20 protein-coding genes are annotated in these 20,630 nt (G+C 61.2%); 12 read left to right on the top strand and 8 right to left on the bottom strand.

The window, feature by feature from the left end:
- Positions 1 to 82: 82 nt before the first annotated feature.
- Complete coding sequence (locus ACP7B3_RS09755; protein ID WP_242201224.1) at positions 83 to 2,956, bottom strand: GGDEF domain-containing phosphodiesterase; 2,874 nt, start codon at positions 2,954 to 2,956, stop codon at positions 83 to 85.
- 279 nt (positions 2,957 to 3,235) lie between these two features.
- On the opposite strand from ACP7B3_RS09755, the gene uvrD reads away from it, so the two are divergent.
- The 3 genes from uvrD (at position 3,236) to ACP7B3_RS09740 (ending at position 7,057) form a co-directional block, all read left to right on the top strand.
- Positions 3,236 to 5,419: a DNA helicase II gene (uvrD, locus tag ACP7B3_RS09750; RefSeq protein WP_242201227.1), complete on the top strand. Its 2,184-nt coding sequence runs from the start codon at positions 3,236 to 3,238 to the stop codon at positions 5,417 to 5,419.
- A 225-nt stretch (positions 5,420 to 5,644) separates the two neighbouring features.
- Positions 5,645 to 6,514, top strand: coding sequence for a Tim44 domain-containing protein (locus ACP7B3_RS09745; RefSeq protein ID WP_242201229.1), 870 nt, complete (start codon positions 5,645 to 5,647; stop codon positions 6,512 to 6,514).
- A gap of 135 nt (positions 6,515 to 6,649) precedes the next feature.
- The gene (locus tag ACP7B3_RS09740) at positions 6,650 to 7,057 is read left to right on the top strand and encodes an SMI1/KNR4 family protein (protein ID WP_017135771.1); all 408 of its coding nucleotides are present in this window, start codon (positions 6,650 to 6,652) and stop codon (positions 7,055 to 7,057) included.
- 162 nt (positions 7,058 to 7,219) lie between these two features.
- Here the strand turns inward: ACP7B3_RS09740 and ACP7B3_RS09735 are convergent, their stop codons facing one another.
- Positions 7,220 to 8,983 (bottom strand): cation:proton antiporter, encoded by a 1,764-nt coding sequence (locus tag ACP7B3_RS09735; protein ID WP_369302811.1) that lies wholly within the window; start codon positions 8,981 to 8,983, stop codon positions 7,220 to 7,222.
- A 292-nt stretch (positions 8,984 to 9,275) separates the two neighbouring features.
- On the opposite strand from ACP7B3_RS09735, the gene ACP7B3_RS09730 reads away from it, so the two are divergent.
- Positions 9,276 to 9,761 (top strand): acyl-CoA thioesterase, encoded by a 486-nt coding sequence (locus tag ACP7B3_RS09730; protein ID WP_076013223.1) that lies wholly within the window; start codon positions 9,276 to 9,278, stop codon positions 9,759 to 9,761.
- Between the two features lie 69 nt (positions 9,762 to 9,830).
- Here ACP7B3_RS09730 and pdxY read toward each other — a convergent pair whose 3' ends face one another.
- Positions 9,831 to 10,703: a pyridoxal kinase PdxY gene (gene pdxY / locus ACP7B3_RS09725; protein WP_106575928.1), complete on the bottom strand. Its 873-nt coding sequence runs from the start codon at positions 10,701 to 10,703 to the stop codon at positions 9,831 to 9,833.
- A gap of 117 nt (positions 10,704 to 10,820) precedes the next feature.
- Between pdxY and ACP7B3_RS09720 the strand changes: the two genes are divergently transcribed.
- Positions 10,821 to 11,216, top strand: coding sequence for a DUF3301 domain-containing protein (locus ACP7B3_RS09720; RefSeq protein ID WP_145158305.1), 396 nt, complete (start codon positions 10,821 to 10,823; stop codon positions 11,214 to 11,216).
- Here ACP7B3_RS09720 and ACP7B3_RS09715 read toward each other — a convergent pair.
- Genes ACP7B3_RS09715 through dksA form a run of 4 tightly spaced genes read right to left on the bottom strand, consistent with a single transcriptional unit; the run spans position 11,210 to position 14,498 of the window.
- Positions 11,210 to 12,172, bottom strand: coding sequence for a CobW family GTP-binding protein (locus ACP7B3_RS09715; RefSeq protein WP_426178710.1), 963 nt, complete (start codon positions 12,170 to 12,172; stop codon positions 11,210 to 11,212). The genes ACP7B3_RS09720 and ACP7B3_RS09715 overlap by 7 nt on opposite strands.
- 44 nt (positions 12,173 to 12,216) lie before the next feature.
- Positions 12,217 to 12,861 (bottom strand): DUF1826 domain-containing protein, encoded by a 645-nt coding sequence (locus tag ACP7B3_RS09710; RefSeq protein WP_426178709.1) that lies wholly within the window; start codon positions 12,859 to 12,861, stop codon positions 12,217 to 12,219.
- Positions 12,861 to 14,066 carry a zinc metallochaperone GTPase ZigA gene (zigA, locus tag ACP7B3_RS09705; RefSeq protein WP_426178708.1) on the bottom strand — a complete coding sequence of 402 codons (1,206 nt, stop codon included), beginning with the start codon at positions 14,064 to 14,066 and terminating at the stop codon, positions 12,861 to 12,863. Before zigA ends, ACP7B3_RS09710 begins: the two co-directional genes overlap by 1 nt.
- A 27-nt stretch (positions 14,067 to 14,093) precedes the next feature.
- Positions 14,094 to 14,498 (bottom strand): RNA polymerase-binding protein DksA, encoded by a 405-nt coding sequence (dksA, locus tag ACP7B3_RS09700; RefSeq protein WP_145158317.1) that lies wholly within the window; start codon positions 14,496 to 14,498, stop codon positions 14,094 to 14,096.
- A 126-nt stretch (positions 14,499 to 14,624) separates the two neighbouring features.
- Here dksA and ACP7B3_RS09695 point away from each other — a divergent pair, with 126 nt between their 5' ends.
- Positions 14,625 to 14,993 (top strand): glutamine synthetase, encoded by a 369-nt coding sequence (locus ACP7B3_RS09695; protein ID WP_242201239.1) that lies wholly within the window; start codon positions 14,625 to 14,627, stop codon positions 14,991 to 14,993.
- Here the strand turns inward: ACP7B3_RS09695 and ACP7B3_RS09690 are convergent.
- Positions 14,990 to 16,201, bottom strand: a complete 1,212-nt coding sequence (locus ACP7B3_RS09690; protein ID WP_426178707.1) for an N-acetylmuramoyl-L-alanine amidase — start codon at positions 16,199 to 16,201, stop codon at positions 14,990 to 14,992. The two genes, ACP7B3_RS09695 and ACP7B3_RS09690, sit on opposite strands and share 4 nt — an antisense overlap.
- 128 nt (positions 16,202 to 16,329) lie before the next feature.
- Here ACP7B3_RS09690 and folE2 point away from each other — a divergent pair, with 128 nt between their 5' ends.
- Genes folE2 through ACP7B3_RS09660 form a run of 6 tightly spaced genes read left to right on the top strand, consistent with a single transcriptional unit; the run spans position 16,330 to position 20,629 of the window.
- Entirely contained in the window at positions 16,330 to 17,226 is an 897-nt protein-coding gene (gene folE2 / locus ACP7B3_RS09685) for a GTP cyclohydrolase FolE2 (RefSeq protein WP_369302804.1), read from the top strand.
- Positions 17,223 to 17,891: a metal ABC transporter ATP-binding protein gene (locus ACP7B3_RS09680; RefSeq protein ID WP_145158329.1), complete on the top strand. Its 669-nt coding sequence runs from the start codon at positions 17,223 to 17,225 to the stop codon at positions 17,889 to 17,891. Before folE2 ends, ACP7B3_RS09680 begins: the two co-directional genes overlap by 4 nt.
- A complete protein-coding gene (locus tag ACP7B3_RS09675; protein ID WP_145158332.1) occupies positions 17,891 to 18,757 on the top strand; it encodes a metal ABC transporter permease in 867 nt (288 codons plus the stop codon). Before ACP7B3_RS09680 ends, ACP7B3_RS09675 begins: the two co-directional genes overlap by 1 nt.
- 11 nt (positions 18,758 to 18,768) lie before the next feature.
- Complete coding sequence (locus ACP7B3_RS09670; RefSeq protein WP_242201250.1) at positions 18,769 to 19,647, top strand: metal ABC transporter substrate-binding protein; 879 nt, start codon at positions 18,769 to 18,771, stop codon at positions 19,645 to 19,647.
- Positions 19,644 to 20,072, top strand: coding sequence for a phosphoribosyl-AMP cyclohydrolase (gene hisI / locus ACP7B3_RS09665; protein WP_242201252.1), 429 nt, complete (start codon positions 19,644 to 19,646; stop codon positions 20,070 to 20,072). Before ACP7B3_RS09670 ends, hisI begins: the two co-directional genes overlap by 4 nt.
- On the top strand, positions 20,069 to 20,629 hold the full coding sequence (locus tag ACP7B3_RS09660; RefSeq protein WP_242201254.1) for a DapH/DapD/GlmU-related protein: 561 nt from the start codon (positions 20,069 to 20,071) through the stop codon (positions 20,627 to 20,629). The genes hisI and ACP7B3_RS09660 overlap by 4 nt, the downstream gene beginning before the upstream one ends.
- Position 20,630 lies beyond the last annotated feature (1 nt).

Here is a 20,630-nt window from a genome sequence, read left to right as displayed (position 1 = left end):
TCCGATGCATCACTAAATCGCCCTGATGCCCTTTGAATCAGCGGGCAGCCGCCGTGTAGCCACACAGGCGGGCTGGCCGTCTTTAAGGAAAGTCTGCATTTTTGCGTAACAAATCTGCCAGCCCCTCGGCCTCCACCGGCCGACTGATCAGATAGCCCTGCACCTCGTCACAGCGCTCCCCTCGCAGGAAATCCAGCTGCTGCTGATCTTCCACGCCTTCGGCCACCACCTTGAGCGCCAGCCCATGGGCCATGGCGATGATTGCGCGCGTAATCGCAGCGTCCTCACGGCCCTGGCCCAGGCCGCGAATAAACGTCTGATCGATCTTCACGTAATCCACGGGAATACGCTTGAGGTAGCTGAGGGACGAGTAGCCGGTGCCAAAGTCGTCAATGGCCAGCTTCACGCCCAGGTCGCGCAGTTGCTGGAAGGTGGCAATGATGTGCTCGACGCTGTCGAGCAACTGGCTCTCGGTCAGCTCCAATTCGAGGTATTGCGGGTCAAGGCCGGTTTCTTCGAGCACCTGGCGCACCAGGCTGACCAACTTGCCCTGGCGCAACTGATGCACGGAAAGGTTCACCGACACCCGAATCGGCGCCAACCCCTGGCGCTGCCATTCACACGCCTGCCAACAGGCTTGGCGCAAGACAAATTCGCCCAGCGGCACGATCAGGCCTGTTTCTTCGGCCAGGCCAATAAAGTCCCCCGGCGGCACCATGCCCCACTGCGGATGCTCCCAGCGAATCAGCGCCTCGGCGGCGTTCAGCTTGCCCGTGGCCAGGCACAGTTTCGGCTGATAGAACACCGTGAGCTGGCGTTCGTCGATGGCCTTGCGCAAGTGGTTCTCCAGCTGCAAACGCTCAAGCGTGCTGGCTTGCAGGCTGTCGGTGTAGAACTGGAAGTTATTGCCGCCCAAGTGCTTGGCATGTTGCATGGCCATGTTCGACTGACTGACCAACGCGGAAATTTCCCGCGCATTGTCCGGCAGCAGGCTGACACCCATTGAGGCGCTGACCACCAACTCATGCCCGTCTACCGTCACTGGCACCCGCAGCTTTGCCAGCAGCCGCGTGGCCACTCGCGCCAGGCTCGACAGGTTGCCGTAGGCGTCGAACAGCACGGCGAACTCATCGCCGGACAGGCGCGCAATGGTGTCAGCCTCGGGCAACGCGTTGATCAGGCGACGCGCCATTTTCTGTAACAGCTGGTCGGCGACTTCATGGCCCAGGCTGTCGTTCAGCAACTTGAAGCGGTCCAGGTTGATATGCAGCAACGCCAGGCTACGCCCGCCCTGACGCACACGCGCATGGGCTTCGCGCAGTCGCTCGCGGAACAGTGAACGGTTGGCCAGGCCCGTCAACTCGTCATAGTGCGTGAGGTAGCGCATGCGCTCCTCGGACTCACGCCGCGCCGACAGATCGGCGAAGAAGCCCACGATATGGCTGACATTTCCGCGAACATCGCGCACCACGTTCAGTTGCAGCCATTGGGGATACAGTTCGCCATTCTTGCGTGTTTCGACCAACTCGCCCTGCCAGGTACCGTGGCTGAGCAGGGCCTGGCGAATCACCGGAAAGTGACGACGGGCGTCGCGGCTGCTGGGCAGTTCCACGACGTTGCGGCCGAGCATGTCGTCGATTTCAAAACCGGTGACACGGCTGAAAGCCTGGTTGACGGCGATCAGCGCATAGTTCGGGTCAAGAATCACGATGCCTTCGCTGGCCGCCTCGAACACGGTCGAGGCCAGCCGCTGCTGTTCTTCCAGGGCCTTGCCGGCGCTGATGTCGCGGCGGGTGCCAAGCATGCGCGTTACCCGCCCACTGGGCGAACGCTCCACGGCGCGGCCGCGGTCTTCGATCCAGACCCAGTGACCGTCGCCGTGGCGCACGCGGTATTCAACCTGATAGTCCTCGGTACGGCCTTTGAGATGCTCCACCAGTGCGCGCTTGAGCAGCGGCAAGTCGTCGGGGTGCAGGCGCGGCTTGAGGTGGCTGAGCATTGCCGTGACGTATTCAGGTTCAAGGCCGAACAACTCTTTGAGCTGAGTGTGATGGACTTCGTCGGTTTGCAGGTTCCAGTCCCACAGCCCCAGTTCGCTGGCCTGCAGCGCCATGGCCAGGCGCGCTTCACTTTTGTTCAGGGCCAGGCTGGCGGCGTCCAGTTCCTGGTTGCGTTGCGCCACGCGGTCTTGCAGACCGATCTGGGCCTCGCGCAGGTCCTGTTCGACCTGGCGGCGCTGCTCGACTTCGCGCACCAGCTCCTGATTCAACTGCTCGCTGCGCTGCTGCGCCTGCTGTAAATGCTCGATCAGCGCCTGGTTCTGAAAGCGTCGCAGCAGGCCACGCTGGATCAGGCGGTTGACCTGCCACGCCACCAGGCTCAAAGAGCCCAGCAGGATCAGGCCAAGCACGCCCCAACCTTGCTGCTGCGCCGTGCCGTTCCAAAACAGATAGAGGATGGCCGGCACCAGACACGGCACGGCAAAGGACAGGAACGCGGGCAGGCTCACCGCGTAGGCGACGCTGGCCGACAGCGTCGCGGCTCCGATCAGGCCGAACACCCAGGCCTGCTGCATGAAGCTGTCCGCGGGCACCAGCGCGATGGCAGCGGTGGCTAACGTCAGGCCACTGACCGCCGAGCCGAGCATGAACATGCGCCGCCAGATCGGTTGGGCCTGGCGGCTGGGCATGGCCGAATCAAACGCGGCCACCTGGATAACGCGCAGGGCCACCAGGGCGAGCAGCCAAACCAGCCACACGCTGTCCAACAGATATTGCTTGGGGTTCCACAGCAACCAGGCGCAGACCAGGCCGTTCACCAACATCAATAAAGTCGGCAGCAATGAGCCCTGGTACAGCAGGCGAGTTCGTTCGACCGCCATCTCGGTTGCGTAACGTTTACGAATGATCTGCGCAGGCGCCGCCGAGGGGCCGAACAGGTCAGGACTGAGAGTCATAGGCAGTGTTCTTATAATGGTGAGCCCGAAACGTGCACGGAGCATACACAAGCAAACGCTTGGGCCAAACTGCTCCAAGTCATAAAAACCGCACGATAATCCGCCGCAAAACTCGGAGCCAGACAGCTTGAGCGAGGTGCTGCGCGGGCTGTGGCCTATGACCGACCGGTCATCAGCCCCGCCAGAATGTTTGTCCGGCTCCAAACACGCCCGACGTTTTCGAGTGACCACCCGGCATTGGGATTTGCCCCACTCCCCCGGGCACCCTAGAATGCGCCGATGCGCGATGATCTCTCCCTTTTGCTGAACTCCCTCAACGATGCCCAACGCCAGGCCGTAGCAGCCCCCGTTGGCCGTCAGTTGGTCCTGGCCGGTGCTGGCTCCGGTAAAACCCGAGTGCTGGTGCACCGTATCGCCTGGTTGATCCAGGTTGAAAACGCGTCCCCGCATTCCATCCTGTCGGTGACCTTCACCAACAAGGCGGCTGCCGAGATGCGCCACCGCATCGAGCAGTTGATGGGTATCAGCCCGGCCGGCATGTGGGTGGGCACCTTCCACGGCCTGGCGCACCGCTTGTTGCGGGCGCATTGGCAGGAAGCGGGGCTGAGCCAGACCTTCCAGATCCTCGACAGCGATGACCAGCAGCGCCTGGTCAAGCGCGTGATCCGCGAGCTGGGCCTGGATGAACAGCGCTGGCCCGCGCGTCAGGCGCAATGGTTTATCAACGGCCAGAAAGACGAAGGCCTGCGCCCGCAACATATCCAGGCCAGTGGCGATTTATTCCTGGCCACCATGCGCAGCATTTATGAAGCCTACGAGGCCGCCTGCGTGCGTGCCGGCGTGATCGACTTCTCCGAGCTGCTGCTGCGCGCCCTCGACCTGTGGCGCGACAACCCAGGCTTGCTGGCGCATTACCAGAAGCGCTTCCGGCATATCCTGGTGGACGAATTCCAGGACACCAACGCCGTGCAGTACGCCTGGTTGCGCTTGCTGGCCAAAGGTGGCGACAGCCTGATGGTGGTGGGCGATGACGACCAGTCGATCTACGGCTGGCGTGGCGCGAAAATCGAGAACATCTACCAGTATTCCGACGACTTTCCGGACGCGATCACTATCCGTCTGGAGCAGAATTACCGCTCCACCGCCGGCATCCTCAAGGCTGCCAACGCACTGATCGCCAATAACACCGGGCGCATGGGCAAAGAGCTGTGGACCGACGGCGGCGAAGGCGAAGCGATCAACCTGTACGCCGCGTTCAACGAGCACGATGAAGCGCGTTATGTGGTGGAAACCATCGAAAGCGCGCTGAAAACCGGGCTGGCGCGTAACGATATCGCCATCTTGTACCGCTCCAACGCCCAATCGCGGGTATTGGAAGAAGCCCTGCTGCGCGAACGTATTCCGTACCGCATCTATGGCGGCCAACGCTTCTTCGAGCGTGCGGAAATCAAGAACGCCATGGCGTACCTGCGCTTGCTGGAAGGCCGTGGCAACGATGCGGCACTGGAGCGGGTGATCAATGTTCCGGCACGTGGCATCGGCGAGAAAACCGTCGAGGCCATCCGCGACCACGCACGCCACGCCGATGTGTCGATGTGGGAAGCCATGCGCTTGCTGATCGCCAATAAAGGCCTGACCGGCCGCGCTGCCGGTGCCTTGGGTGTGTTCGTCGAGCTGATCGAGAACCTGGCCGCCAAATGCGCGGAAATGCCGCTGCATTTGATGACCCAAACCGTGATTGAGCAATCGGGCCTGATCGCCTATCACGAAGCGGAAAAAGGCGAGAAAGGCCAGGCGCGGGTAGAAAACCTTGAAGAACTGGTCAGCGCCGCCCGCGCGTTCGAAAACACCGATGACGATGAAGAGCTGACGCCGCTTGCTGCCTTCCTCGGGCATGCGTCGCTGGAAGCCGGTGATACCCAGGCCGATGAGCATGAAGACAGCATCCAGCTGATGACCTTGCACAGTGCCAAGGGCCTGGAGTTCCCGTATGTGTTCCTGGTGGGCATGGAAGAAGGCCTGTTCCCGCACAAGATGAGCCTGGAAGAGCCCGGCCGCCTTGAGGAAGAACGTCGCCTGGCTTACGTGGGCATCACCCGTGCCATGCAGAATCTGGTGATGACCTACGCCGAAACCCGACGCCTGTACGGCAGCGAGACCTACAACAAGGTGTCGCGCTTCGTACGTGAAGTGCCGAAGGGACTGATCCAGGAAGTGCGCCTGTCCAACAGCGTCAGCCGCCCGTTCGGCGGCGGCCAGCAGCAGAATTCCAGCACCCTGTTTGCCGGCTCCGAGATTCCGGAAACCCAGTTCAGCCTTGGCCAGCAGGTCAGGCATTCGGTGTTCGGCGAAGGCGTGATTCTCAACTTCGAAGGCGCGGGTGCCCAGGCGCGGGTGCAGGTGAATTTCGCCGAAGGCAGCAAGTGGCTGATGATGGGCTACGCCAAGCTCGAAGCAATCTAAAACACTGCATGCTCACTGTCAGGCGCCCGGCTAGCCGGGCGCCTGCAATGTGAAGAATCGTGCCCCTCCCTTGTTTTTCGCCCGCTCGGGCCAATATCTGTAACTAGTCCTACAGACCCTTCGGAATTGGTCTTACGTAAAAGCCCGAAACATTATGCCGCTAGCCACTGTCACGACACCTGTGCAACATGGCGCGCGTGCAATCCACAAATGGGAATTCCCTTTATGAAACGTTTTCTTAGCATCGCCATGGCGTTGTGCATCGGCCTGACGATGAGCCTCGACGCCAACGCCAAGCGCTTCGGTGGCGGCAAAAGCATGGGCTCGGCACCGACTCACCAGACCAGCCAAATGGCTCCTTCCGCCGGTGCCGGCGGTGCTGCGGCAACTGCAGGTGCAGCCGGTGCTGCTGGCGCGGCTGCCAAGGCCGGCGGTGCTTCGCGCTGGTTAGGCCCTCTGGCCGGTATCGCCGCCGGTGGTCTGCTTGCGTCCATGTTCATGGGCGGCGGCTTCCAGGGCATGCAGATCTTCGACATCCTGATCATGGCGGTCATCGCCTTCCTGATCTTCCGCTTCATCGCCGCCCGTCGCCGCAAGCAGCAGGAGCACATGGCTCCAGCCGGCGCGCCGATGCAGCGTGAAGTATTCGAGCAAAAACCAGCCATGGGTTCGATCTTCGGTGGTTCGGGTGCACCTGCTGCCGCCCGTCCGGTAATCAATGCACCGGCCTGGTTCAACGAAGAGCGTTTCGTCGAAGCGGCCCGCAGCCACTTCCAGTCCCTGCAACAGCACTGGGACGCCAACGAAATGGACAAGATCTCCGAGTTCGTGACCCCACAACTGCTTGAGTTCCTCAAGCGCGAACGTGCCGACCTGGGCGACGGTTTCCAGTCGACCTACATCGACGACCTGCGCGTACAACTGGAAGGTGTGGATGATCGCGCCGACAAGACCATCGCCACCTTGACCTTCAGCGGCGTGTCGAAGACTTCGCGTTTCGACCAGGGCGAAGTGTTCAGCGAAAGCTGGAACATGGAACGCGCCCAGGGCGACAACCAGCCTTGGCTGGTCGCCGGTATCCGCCAGAACGGCTGATAACCGCACGCTTGAGCACCTGGTAATAAAAACCCCGGACATGTTCCGGGGTTTTCTATTTCGCGGTTGCACTTATAGCGAGCTACTGTATAAAACGCCCTATTAACCGCGCCAACTAGCAAGAGGATCCCGGCCGTGGAAGAAATCATCGAACAATTGCGTGAAGCCAACGAACCGGTCCCGGTTCCTCTGGAACTGCCTGACGAAGACCAAATTGTGGAAATCGAAGAACAACTGTTCATCGACATCCCGTTTGTCTTCCGCGAATTCCTGCTCACCGTCAGCGACGTGGTGTATGGCAGCCTGGAGCCGGTGACGGTTACCGACCCGCAGTCCCACACCTACCTGCCGGACGTGGCCGCCAACGCCTGGGATGCCGGTGTTGACCGCAGCATGATCCCGATCTGCCAGGACGGTGACGACTACTACTGCGTCGAAGAAGACGGCACCGTGGTGCTGTGGTCCGGCGAAGAAGAACTGGTTACCGAAGAAACCTGGGAATCGGTGTGGCACTGGGCGCGGGACGTCTGGCTGGAAAGCTGATTCCGCAAAGCTTCTGTGGCAAGGGCGCTTGCTCGCGCTGGGCTGCGAAGCGGCCCCAACCAGGGCGACGCGTTCTTTCAGATGTTGCAATGTGGCGGTTTTAGGGCTGCTGCGCAGCCCAACGCGAGCAAGCTCGCTCGCCACAAGAATGCGCCACTCGGCTTAGTGCTCCGGCGTGTCCTTGTGGTTATCCAGGGTCTCCAGCAAGGCAACCTGCATCCGCGTATGCACGCGGATGAACCACCGCCAGAGCACCGCCGCCACCGCTGCCGCCACCACGGCGATCAGCACCAGCAACTTGTTGGTTGGCAAGATACTGGCCGACAAGGCTGCCAGCAGCAGGAAAATCACCAGCAGCGACAGGATGGGGATCAGTTCGGCGATCACTCGTCGTACGCGCTGGGTATGCCTTCCGGCCATTTCCGGCTTGACGCTCATCTCTGCCAGCAACATCGACAGCGCCTTGAGCTTGCGATACGCCGCAATCAAAAACGGCAGCGACAACAGCAACGCCCCGCCCCAGATCAACGCCTTCTGCCAGCTTGGTTCGCTGATCCAGCCCTCCAGATACCCACCGATGCGCGCCGCAAAAAAGCTGCCGGCAAAAAAGATCGCCACCACCAACGCCAGGTTTACCCCCACTTGCAGGATGATCTTGCGAATCATCGACGCCAGCATTGCGCCCTCGCCCTGAGGCTGGATGCTGCGCAACCATTCGCCATACATACCGAACACCCGGCTCATGCGCTTGGGCATCACCGCCGCAATCTTCAACGATAACGGGTCGGCGCCGCGAATCAGGTACGGCGTGAGCAGCGTGGTGATCGCCGACACCGCCACGGCCACCGGGTAGAGGAAGTCGCTGGTCACCTGCAAGGTCATCCCCAATGCGGCGATGATGAAGGAAAACTCCCCAATCTGTGACAGCCCCATGCCTACGCGCAGCGAGGTGCGGCCGTCGTTGCCGGCGATAAACGCCCCCAGGCCACAAGACAACATTTTGCCCAGCACCACCGCCACGGTGATGACCGCGATAGGCCAGGCGTATTGCAGCAGGATCTGTGGGTCGATCATCAAGCCAATCGCGACAAAGAAGATCGCGCTGAACATGTCGCGAACCGGCTCTATAAGGCGTTCGATCTTAATCAACTGACGGGACTCGGCCATGATCGCGCCGATCAGGAATGCCCCCAGCACCATGCTGTATTCGAGCTTCACCACCAGCAGGCAGAAGCCGAAACACAGGCCGAGCACAGTGATCAGCAGCATCTCGTTACTGTCGAACTTGGCCACATAGGCCAGCAGGCGCGGCACCAGCAGAATGCCGATGACCAGCGCGACGATCATGAACAGCGAGAGTTTGCCGACGGTGGAAAACACCTCGCCGGAACTGACCGTGCCGCTGACGGCGATGCTCGACAGCAAGGCGATGATGCCGATACCGAGGATGTCTTCTACGATCAGCACGCCGAAAATCAGCTGGGCAAAGCGCTGGTTTTTCATCTTCAGGTCGTTGAGCGCCTTGACGATGATGGTGGTTGAGGAGATCGCCAGGATGGCGCCGAGGAACAGCGAGTCCATGGTGTTCCAATCGAACCAGCGGCCGATTTCGTAGCCGATCCAGATCATCAGGATGATCTCGAGGAATGCGGCGATAAACGCCGTGGCCCCGACCTTGAACAGTTTGCGCAGGCTGAACTCCAGGCCCAGGCAAAACATCAGGAAGATCACCCCCAGTTCGGCGAGGGTCTTGATGGTGTCTTCGTCGTGGATCAGGCCGAACGGTGGCGTGTGAGGGCCGATGATGAACCCGGCGACGATATACCCCAACACCACCGGTTGCTTGAGGCGGTGAAACAGGATGGTGACAACCCCTGCCACCAGCATGATCACGGCCAAGTCCTGGATAAAGCTGATGGCGTGCATGGCGAGGGGCTCCTTGAGGGTACTGGCGCTTTTCCCACTTCCACCGGCGCCTATGAACGGTCGCAATAAGCGGAAGGAAAAGTCGGCCTTAATCGTAAGAAATGCCCTGAGACGGGCTTTTGAAGGTTAACACCGCGACTTCCGGCAGAAAGCCGGTGCAATATATGGAAACAGATCGGTGCAGGCGTGACGGCAAGCCGCCCACCGGCGTCCCGTTAGGGATGGCGCTGCAAAGATTTCAGCACCCGCAGAGGTGCCACCCCAACCGATGCCTACAACCCGTGAGTGTGCTATGGAACCCGGAAACGCCCAGCTGTCGATGACGGTACTGATGACCCCTGACATGGCCAACTTCTCAGGCAATGTTCACGGCGGCACCCTGCTCAAGTACCTCGACGAAGTGGCCTACGCCTGTGCGAGCCGTTATGCCGGTCGCTATGTAGTGACCTTGTCGGTGGACCAGGTGATTTTTCGCGAACCGATCCATGTCGGCGAGCTGGTGACCTTCCTCGCCTCGGTCAACTACACCGGCAACACGTCGATGGAAGTGGGCATCAAGGTGGTGACCGAGAACATCCGCGAGCGCTCGGTGCGCCATACCAATAGCTGCTTCTTCACCATGGTGGCCGTGGACGACCAGCGCAAACCCGCCGCCGTGCCGCCACTGCAGCCGCACAACAGCGAAGACAAGCGCCGGTTCGTGCAGGCGCAGCAGCGCCGGCAGATTCGCCAGGAGCTGGAAAAGCGCTATCAGGAAATCAAGGCAGACGGGCCGTAAGCCCCAAGCTGCAAACCAGACCAAAATGTGGGAGCGGGCTTGCCCGCTCCCACATTGGGTTTTGTGGGTTTACAGACCGATCGGTGTGGCTTCGAAGCGCACGCGAGGATGGGCGATGCGGTCCTGGGCGCGGACCAGTTCTAGCTCGTAGCTGGCGCAGGCCTGGGTTTCCAGCAGCACTTCATGCACCGCGGCGGCGGTGAATTCGAAGGCTGCCAGCAGGCTGTCACCCAGCAGCACCCGCGCCAGGAACAGCCCCGACGTCAGGTCGCCCACGCCCACCGGCTGACGCGGGAACGCCAGCAGTGGCCGACGCAAGTGCCAGCTGCCATCGGCAGTCACCAACAGCATCTCAAAACCGTCCGGCAGCTTGCCCGGATAATCCAGGTGCTTGACCAGCACGGCCTTGGGCCCGCGTGCCAGCAGCGCCTTGGCCATGCCCAGGCAATCGAACAGCGATTGCGGCTTGCGCCCGGCAAAACTGTCCAGCTCCAACTGGTTGGGGCAAAGGAAATCCGCCATCGCTGCCGCTTCGTCCAACAGGAAATCGCTGACTTCCTGGGGCACGATGCAACCCTTTTCCGGGTGGCCCATCACCGGGTCGCACAAGTACAAGGCCTTGGGGTTGATGGCCTTGATGCGCGCCACGCCGGTCAAAATCGCACGGCCTTGGGCTGCGCTGCCGAGGTAGCCGGACAGCACTGCATCGCAGTTACCCAGCTCGCCGATTGCGGCAATCCCTTCCACCAGCGCCGGAATCTGCTGCGGCGCCAACACTTCGCCCGCCCACTGACCATACTGAGTGTGATTGGAGAACTGCACCGTGTTGAGCGGCCAGACATTCACCCCGACCCGCTGCATGGGGAACACGGCGGCGCTGTTTCCGGCGTGGCCAAAAACCACATGAGACTGGATCGCAAGCAGATGAGGTGTGCGTTTCATGCGGGAGATTTCCGTAAAGCCATTGAAATTCTGGCCGCGCAGTATGCGACTAAACACGGCCTATACGACAGACCAGAGACACAGTTAAGCTGCTCTCACTTTGTTGGAGTTCATCGCATGCTGACCCTGGGAAACATCTTTGTGTTGATGCTGCTGGCGACCGGCGCCGCCTGGGTCTGGCACAACCACGGCCTGCGCGAGCGGGCGCTGGAGCGGGTCAAGCAGCATTGCGCCAAGCTCGATATCGAGCTGCTCGATGGCGCGGTGGCGTTGAAACGCATCGGTTTTGTGAGGGACGCCAAGGGTCGGCGCCGTCTGGCGCGCATCTACAATTTTGAGTTCACCGTGACCGGCGAAGCACGCCATCCCGGGACGATCACTCAGTTTGGTGCTCACAGCGCGCAGATCGAACTGGCGCCCTACCCGTTCGAGATCAAAACGCCGCTGCCCAGCGCTGAAGTGATCGAGCTGAGCCAATGGCGCCAGGACCACGCCAGCAAGAACCGTCACTGACGGCAGGCGGTCAAGGCGTCCTGCAATGCAGCCACGTCCTGTGGCTGACTGAAGATCAATTCAATACGTGAGTCACGGCGCCATTCACTCGGTTGCCAGAGGAGTGCGCCGTTATCCACAGCGTTGGCGCTGAGCCAACCTTCAGGGCTGTGGATAACCAGTTTGGCGCGGCGCCACACCAGACTTGTCAGCCAGCGATGCAGGCGCACGGTGTCGAATTGCTGACTAGGGTGCCAACGCCAGCCGATGCTCCAGCCGCCCTCTTGAGCCTGGCTGAGGCAGATTGGCAGCGTCGGATCGGTCCAGATGGCTGGCATCTGCGCTAAGCCTTTGGGCGCATCGAAGTTATCCACAGCAGTGCGGCCTTGCGCGTCCAAGCCGGGCAACAGGTCGAGCGGCACGTGCGCCTGGCGCGTCCAGTAAAGCGGGCAGTCGGGTAATTGCTGTTCAATGGCCTGGCGCTGCGCGGCATCCAGCGTCTCATCCTTGTTCAACACCAACAGCCCGGCACTGGCCAGCGTCTCGCGTTGCGCATCAGGCAAGGGTTTACCCGCCGCCAGCGCCTGGGCATCCAGCACCAGTACGCACGGCTGAACCGCCAGCACGTCCTGCCACGGCGCCTGCCGCAGTTGCCTGAGCAACTGCGCCGGGTGGCCCAGGCCAGAGGGCTCGATAAACAGCCGATCAGGCTTGGCCTTACGCAGCAGGCGGCCCAGGCCTACCTGGAACGGTGCACCATTCACACAACACAGGCAGCCGCCTGCCACCTCGCCCAAGGCAATGCCGTCGTCATCCTGAGTGAGCAAGGCAGCGTCCAGACCGATCTGCCCGAACTCGTTGATCAACACGGCCCAGCGCTCGTTGGCCGGGCGTTGGGCCAGAAGGTGTTTGATCAGGCTGGTCTTGCCGGCGCCCAACGGTCCGGCAATCACGTGGGTGGGAATGTTCTGCAGCATCAGTGGCATCATTCAGACCGTGTAGAGAGCTTGATCCTACCCGGTTATGCGAGCCAATCCAGCGTCAGGATCAACCGTCGCTCATCAGCCTTGAGTGCAGGCGAGCGATGAATCAAGCCGTGAGCTTCGTTGCCATGCCATTGGGTGCCCTTGAGCATGGCGACTTCGCCGCAGAGGATCTGCTCGATGCACTCGGTGGGTTGCGCGTCCGACTGGGCCAGCTTACGGCGGTCCATCACACCTTCGCGCAGCCACTGGCTGCCAATGCCGGCGTAGGTGGTGATCAGTCGCACCGGCACGTGGTCAACGTGAAAACGCGGGCACATGGCCTTGTCCAGCAGCCGCAAGCGCACGCCAATGCGTTTGGCGCCGAGCAAACAGGCGAACGCGCTGACCAACCAGGACACATCGGCAATAAAGCCTTCGTAGCCTTCAAGATCACGGCAACTGGACGCCAAACCCTGCAAGTTCGGTACAGCGTCTTCGTTGTTGAGCTCAATTACCCTGGAATCGGCCAGCGGCTCATTGAGCGCCACCAGCAGGGCACCGAATTCGGCGATGTGCAGCGGCAGTTGACGCTGCCAAACCGCCAGGTTCACCCCGTCTTCCAGAATGTCAGCCAGCGCCAGCGGGGTTTCACCGCGCGTTTGGCGGATCACGGGACGCAATGGGATAACCGGGGCCAGCATCAGGCGACCTGCTCGAACCAGGGGCCAAAGGGGTCAGCCAGCAGGCGCCAACCTTCAACGCCAACGGCCATTTCTTCATCGGTGAGCAAGCAGGCGTCCAGTTCGGTACGCATGTGGTTGAAGTCGATGTTTTGCCCGATGAACACCAATTCCTGGCGGCAATCACCGGTACTCAGCTGCCAGTTGGCCATGATCGCCGCCACGCTTTCTTGATCCTGCGGCCATTGGCTTTTCGGCACAAAACGCCACCAACGCCCGGCAAAACCATGGCGCATCAGCCCGCCAGCCTGGGACCAACTGCCTGCATCCTGATGCTTGCTGGCCAGCCAGAAAAAGCCCTTGGAGCGCAGCAGTTTGCCGTTCACCCACGGGCGGTCGATAAAGTCGAAAAAACGCTGAGGATGAAACGGCCGGCGCGCGCGATAAGCCGTGGAGGCAATGCCGTATTCTTCGGTTTCCGGCACATGTTCACCGCGCAGTTCCTGTAACCAGCCCGGCGCCTGGGCGGCGCGCTCGAAGTCGAAGCGGCCAGTGTTGAGGATTTTGTTCAGCGGCACTTCGCCCATGACCATCGGGATAATTTCGGCCTGAGCGTTGAGGCGTTCGAGAATCGCCATCAGTTCCTCGCGCTCACGGCTGCTGATCAGGTCGATCTTGCTGATCAGGATTACGTCAGCAAATTCGATCTGCTCAATCAGCAGGTCAGTGATTGAGCGTTCGTCCTCCTCTCCCAAGGTCTCACCGCGTGAGGCCAGGCTTTCGGCGGCCTGGTAGTCGAGCAGGAAGTTCATGCCGTCGACCACGGTGACCATGGTGTCCAGGCGCGCGATATCGGCCAGGCTTTGCTCGTTTTCGTCGCGGAAGGTGAAGGTTTCGGCCACGGGTAACGGCTCGGAAATGCCGGTGGACTCGATCAACAGGTAATCGAACCGACCTTCTTTGGCGAGTTTTCCGACTTCTTCCAGCAAGTCTTCACGCAAGGTGCAGCAGATGCAGCCGTTGCTCATCTCTACCAGTTTTTCTTCGGAGCGGTTGAGGGTGACGTCGCGCTGCACCTCGCTGCCGTCGATGTTGATTTCGCTCATGTCGTTGACGATCACCGCCACTCGCAAATTGTCGCGATTGCGCAGGACGTAGTTGAGCAGCGTGCTTTTGCCTGCGCCGAGAAAGCCGGACAACACGGTAACGGGGAGACGATTGGGCATCAGGTGTTCCTCATCAGGGTTGGCCGGTCAAATCGCCCGTTGATGGCGTTCGCGCAGCTCTTCACGTTCTTTGGCTTCGATACTCAGGGTCGCTGTGGGGCGCAGCAGCAGGCGTTTCAGGCCAATGGGGTCGCCGGTTTCACGGCACCAGCCGTATTCGCCACGGGCCAGCAGTTCAAGCGCGTCGTCGATCTTGTCCAGCAGCTTTTTTTCGCGCTCCAGCAGGCGCAGTTGCCATTGGCGCTGTTCCTCGGCGCTGCCCACATCGGCGGGGTCGCTGTTGGTTTCCTGCTCGCGCAGCACCAGGAACTCGGCTTCGATGCGCGCTTGCAGTTCAAAACGCTGGCCCAGCAGCAGCTCGCGGAAGAAACCTTGCTGGGCTTCATTCATGTAATCGTTGGGCGATTGGGCAAGGAGGTCTTGTTCAGTCATGGAAAGCAGTTCACGGGTCAGGCTGGGTTTTTATGTTATAGTATAACAACACAAATAAGCCAATCCCCTTGCTCGTCACGACGAAGGGCGCAATGCTTGAGCCCGTTCCAGCCCCCGAGAAACCTTATGAAATATCTGCTGTGCGCCCTGTTATTGGCAGTGGCAGGACCTGCCTGCGCACAAACGCCGAGCCTGGCGGCTAACTGCGTACGCAGCGCCAACCTGCTGGCTTGCGTGGATCCGCTGGGGAATGCCTACAGCGTGGCGGCTGCCGGCAGCACCACCTATTTGCGCGGTTTCGAGGTGATCGGCAAACGCTACTGGGCACAGACCAACAGCCGCTATGGGCAGCTGACGTTCTTTACCGGGTTGGCGTCCGATGGTGAGGCGTGGGTCGGCTATACGCGCCGCGTGGGCTGGACCACCATCAACCGGTTTTCCAGCTCAGGTGGCACCCGTGCGAAGTTCACGTGCAGCCGTATTACCGGCTGCTAGACCTGGCCGTTCTTCTGCTCCTGAACCCACGCCATGTAGCTGTTCATCGGTGGGTTCTTCTCGAAGTACTTTTTCAGGCCTTCGAAAAGCCCATCCGCCACCGCCTGTTGATGGCGCGCAGTGACCAACCGCTGAGCGTCCTGGGTGTTGGAAATGAACCCGGTCTCGACCAGGATCGACGGCACATCCGGTGACTTGAGCACCGCAAACCCTGCCTGCTCCACGCGCTTCTGGTGCAGCGTGGTGATGTTTTGCAGGCTGCCCAACACGGAGCTGCCCAACTGCAGGCTGGAGGCGATGGTGGCGTTCATCGACATGTCGAGAATCACCCCGGCCAGCATCGGGTCCTTGTCCTTGAGATTGAGCAAGGTGGTGGCACCCAGCAGGTCCGCGCCATTTTCACGCTGCGCCATGAAGCGCGCCGTGGCGGAGGTGGCGCCGCCTTCAGATAACGCATACACCGACGCCCCGGAGGCCGTGAGCCGTGGCGCGGCATCGGCGTGCACCGAGATAAACATATCCGCCTTGTGCTGACGGGCGATGTCCACGCGCTTGCGCAGCGGTACGAAGAAGTCGTCGTTGCGCACCAGTTTCACGTCAAAGCCTTTTTCACGCTTCAAGCGTTTGGCCAGCAATTGGGCGATGGACAACACCACGTCCTTTTCGCGCTGGCCCTTGGAACCGATTGCGCCTGGGTCTTTGCCACCGTGGCCGGGATCGACCACTACGATGATGTCGCGCTTGGGATGCACCTTGTCCACCGGCGCCACCAGAGGTTGCGGCTGCGCGGCGATCTGGCGCGGCGCGTGGGTGGCGCTGCTCAGGTCGAGTACCAGGCGATGACCTTGGCCATCCTGCGGCGGCAACAAGAAACTGTTGACCTGCATCGGTGCGGCCAGGTCCAGCACGATGCGCGTATCGCCTTTACCAAAATGCCCGGAGCGGATCGAAGTGATTCCGCTGTTCTTCAAGGCCAACTGCGAGAAATCGCCGCTGAGCCCGGCGCCGCTCAGGTCGATGATCAAGCGCTCCGGTGAGGTCAGGGAAAAGGTCTTGTATTGCACCGGGCCGCTGAGGTCGAACACCAGCCGCAGTTTGTCGTCGGAGCGCCACAGGCGCGCATTGCGAATCTGCGTGGCAAAAGCCCCCAATGGAAAGGTGAACAGAGGGCTGACCAGCAGCAGGTTGAGGAGCTGACGTCTGTGCATGACATATACCGCGAATAGAGGAGCGTCCCTGCTCGACATGACTGAAGAAAGGCTGGAGCAGAAAAATCATCGTCGACTCAATAGTTATAATATAACATGTCTTTTTATTTCCAACGATGGACCTGCTCATGAATGCGCTGACTCTGCCGGATATCGCCGCGCAGGCTTCACGCCAAGCCTTGCCGCTCGACTGGGTAGGCATGTGCGGCATCGCCTTGCCCATTCTCATCGACGGCCAACGCCTGACTGCCACCGCCGATGCTGGCGTCAGCCTGGACGACGGCGAGGCCCGCGGCATTCATATGTCGCGCCTGTACCTGGCCCTGGAAATGCTCGACCAGCAGCTTCTTACGCCTGCACTTCTGCGTAATGTACTGCAGCGCTTTCTTGAGAGTCATGAAGGATTATCTAAGAACGCCTACCTACGAATTCACACGGATTTGCTGCTCAAACGCCCGGCATTGGTCAGCCCATTGGCTGGTTGGAAAGGCTACCCGGTGTGCATCGAGGCACGTCTGGAAAACCAGATGTTCCACGTGGAACTAAAAATTGACGTTACCTATTCCTCAACCTGCCCCTGCTCCGCTGCGCTCGCCAGGCAATTGATTCAGCAGCAATTTCTTGAAGATTTCGCCAACACGCCGCTGCAACACGAAGACGTACTGACCTGGCTCGGCAGCGCCAACGGCATCGTCGCCACGCCCCACAGCCAACGCAGCAGCGCACAACTCTCTATCGAGCTGGACGCCAATCAGTCCACCTTGCCGCTCACCGACCTGATCGATGACGTCGAAGCCGCGCTCGGTACCGCCGTGCAAACCGCGGTGAAACGTGCGGACGAACAAGCCTTCGCCCTGGCCAACGGGCAGAACCTGATGTTCTGTGAAGACGCCGCACGCCGCCTCAACCTCGCCTTGAAACGCTCGGATGCCGTCAAAGCCTTCCACCTGAAAGTGATCCACGCCGAAAGCCTGCACGCGCACGATGCCGTGGCTGAAAGCCGCTGGACGAGAGACTCTGCATGATCACCTGTAACGCTTTGCGCTGGGGTGCACCTGGGCAACCGCTCACCCCGGCACTGGATTTGACCCTGGAAAAAGGCAGCCTCACCGGCATCATTGGCGCCAACGGCACCGGCAAAAGCAGCCTGCTCAAAGTGATCGCCGGTTTGCAAAAACCGCTGGCGGGCAAGGTCAGCGTGGAGGTTCCGCGCCGGGGTGGCCTGTCGTTCCTGCCGCAGCAGCAGCACTTGGATCGCCAGTTCCCCATCAACCTGCAAGAGCTGGTCGCCGCCGGCTTCTGGGGCACCCAGCTCACGCCAGCCCAACGCAACGAACGTCTGCAGGCGGTGCTGGAGGACTGGTGCCTCAGTGGGCTGGAACATCGCCCGCTGATGGCCTTGTCCGGCGGCGAACTGCAACGCGCCCTGCTCGCCCGCATGAGCCTGGCCGAAACGCCCGTGTTGTTACTCGACGAACCCCACGCCGCCCTCGATGAAGACGGACAGGCGCTGTGCTGGAAACACATTCACGCCTGGCACGACCAGGGCCGCACAATCATAGTCGTCTGTCACGACCTGGCCTCCGTGCGCCACCACACCCAGCACCTGGTGCAGATCAAAAGCACCGGGTGCGTGTTCGGCCCCAGCAAAGAGCTGATCCGCCCCCAACCCCAAATGCAGGTGGCCTGATGCACTTTGCCGCCCACCTGTGGATGCCCTTTTTCGACTTCGTGTTCATGCGCCGCGCACTCATCGGCGGGCTTGTACTCGCCTGCAGCACCGCGCCGCTGGGTGTGTTTCTGATCCTGCGGCGCATGAGCCTGATCGGCGACGCGGTGGCTCACGGCATCCTGCCAGGCGCCGCGCTTGGCTTCTGGTTTGCCGGGCTCAGCCTGCCCGCGCTGACCATCGGCGGCCTCGGTGCCGGCCTGAGCATGGCCGGTTTATCCGCGTGGATCACTCGCCGCACCGGCCTGCGTGAAGACGCCAGCCTTGCCGCCATCTACCCGATCTCCCTCGCCGCCGGCGTGCTGATCCTCGGCATCGCAGGCAAGCGCCTGGACCTGCTGCACCTGCTGTTCGGCTCCGCGTTGGCCGTGGATGAAACCACCCTTACCGGCATGCTCTGGGTCTCCGGTTTCAGCCTGATCGCCATGGCGCTGATCTACAAACCGTTACTGCTCGACACCCTCGACCCATTGTTCCTGCAAACCGTCAGCCGCCTCGGCCCACTCGCTCATGGGTTATTTCTGACCTTGGTGGTGCTGAACCTGGTGATCGGTTTCCAGGCCATCGGCGCGTTGATGGTGGTGGGTTTGATGATGTTGCCGGCGATTGCTTCACGCTTCTGGAGCCGGCGCCTGCCGGTGTTGATTGCAGTATCGGCGGTGCTGGGATGCCTGTCGGTGTGGTTCGGTTTGTTGCTGTCGTTCTACTACTCACTGCCCAGCGGCCCGGCCATCGTGCTGGTGGCGGGCGGCGGGTATTTGCTGTCCGTGGTCTTCGGTCCGGTGCACGGCTTGCTGCGCCGCCCGCCCTCTCTTACATCCCAATGAGGTGTTTCCCGATGCGCGCTCTACTCGTGATGTTCAGCCTTTTGCTGCCCTTGTCGATGGCTCAGGCCGCCGACAAACTTCAAGTGGTGACCAGCTTCAGTATTCTGGATGACATCACCCACCAGATCGGTGGCGATCACATCCAGATCAGCAACATGGTCGGCCCGGACGCCGATGCCCATACCTACGAACCCACGCCGGACGACGCCAAGGCGCTGCTCAAGGCCCGGGTCATCATCAAGAACGGCCTTGGCTTCGAGCCCTGGCTGGACCGCCTGGTGACCAGCACCGAAACCAAAGCCACGGTCGTGACCGCCAGCAAAGGCGTGATCTCTCACACCATGGAAGAAGACGGCGAAACCATCCCCGACCCGCACGCCTGGCATAACCTGGCCAACGCCGAAATCTATGTGAACAACATCACCAAGGCGTTGATTGCCGCCGACCCGGCCAACAAAGCCGATTACCAGCGCAACAGCCAAACCTACCTGAAAGAAATCTACCGCCTGCTGGCCGAGGCCAAGACCCGGTTCGGCGCGCTGCCACCGGGCAACCGTCGCATCGTCACCTCGCATGACGCCTTCGGTTACCTGGGCCAGGCCTATGGCATTCAGTTCCTCGCGCCCCAGGGTCTGTCGACTGAACGCGAACCGTCTGCCGCCGAAGTCGCGGCGCTGATCACCCAGATCCGCAAAGACAAGGTCAAAGCCGTGTTCATGGAGAACATCAAAGACTCGCGCCTGCTCAAGCAAATTGCTGACGAAAGCGGCGCGCAAATCGGCGGCACCTTGTACTCCGACGCCCTCGCCGCCCAAGGCCCGGCCAGCACCTTTACCGGGCTGTTCGAATACAACCTCAACACCCTGTGCGCGGCCCTGAGCAAGCCATGACCCTGAGCATGCTCGACCTGGAAGAGGCTGCCATGGGCCGCCGCTTTCCACTCCACACCGTGCTCGACGCCGTGGCGTGGAACAGCGACGGTCTGATTGCCGCCGTCGCCCAGCAACACGGCAGCGGTGAGGTGTTGATGCTGGCCTGGATGAACCGCCAGGCCCTCACCGAAACCCTGGCCACCGGGCAAGTCTGCTATTGGTCGCGCTCGCGCAGGCAGCTGTGGCGCAAAGGTGAAAGCTCCGGCCACTGGCAACAGTTGGTCGAAGCCCGGCTGGATTGCGACGGCGACGCCGTGCTGCTGATCGTCGACCAACAAGGCCCGGCCTGCCACACCGGCCGGCCCACCTGCTTCTACAACGCCATCGACGGCGCCTTCGTTCACATCATCACTTCGCCCCTAAAAAAGGAGCCCGCTGCATGATCCGCAAGAACCCTTCCGGCGATCTGCCGGTGATTGCCGAATCGGCCTACGTGGATAAAACCGCGATCATCTGCGGCAAGGTCATCATCGGCGAGAACGTCTTCGTCGGCCCTTACGCCGTGATCCGCGCTGACGAAGTCGACGCCACCGGCGACATGGACCCGATCACCATTGGCGCCAATTCAAACATTCAGGACGGCGTGGTCATCCACTCCAAATCCGGCGCGGCGGTGACCATTGGAGAATTTACCTCCATCGCGCATCGCTCTATCGTCCACGGCCCCTGCACCGTCGGCGACCGCGTGTTCATCGGCTTCAACAGCGTGCTGTTCAACTGCGCCGTCGGCGATGGCTGCGTGGTGCGCCACAACTCGGTGGTCGACGGCCGCGACTTGCCCGCCGCGTTCTACGTGCCCTCCACCACCCGCATTGGCCCGAACACCAACCTGTCGCAATTTCCGCCGGTGAGTGTCAGCGCCTCAGAGTTTTCTGAAGACGTGGCGCGCACCAATGTCGACCTGGTGCGTGGTTACAAAGCCCTGCAAAACGAGTTCTGAA

The organism is Pseudomonas sp. TWRC1-2 (genome assembly GCF_049896685.1).
Taxonomy (GTDB): domain Bacteria; phylum Pseudomonadota; class Gammaproteobacteria; order Pseudomonadales; family Pseudomonadaceae; genus Aquipseudomonas.
This window is presented reverse-complemented; position numbering and strand designations above follow the sequence as displayed.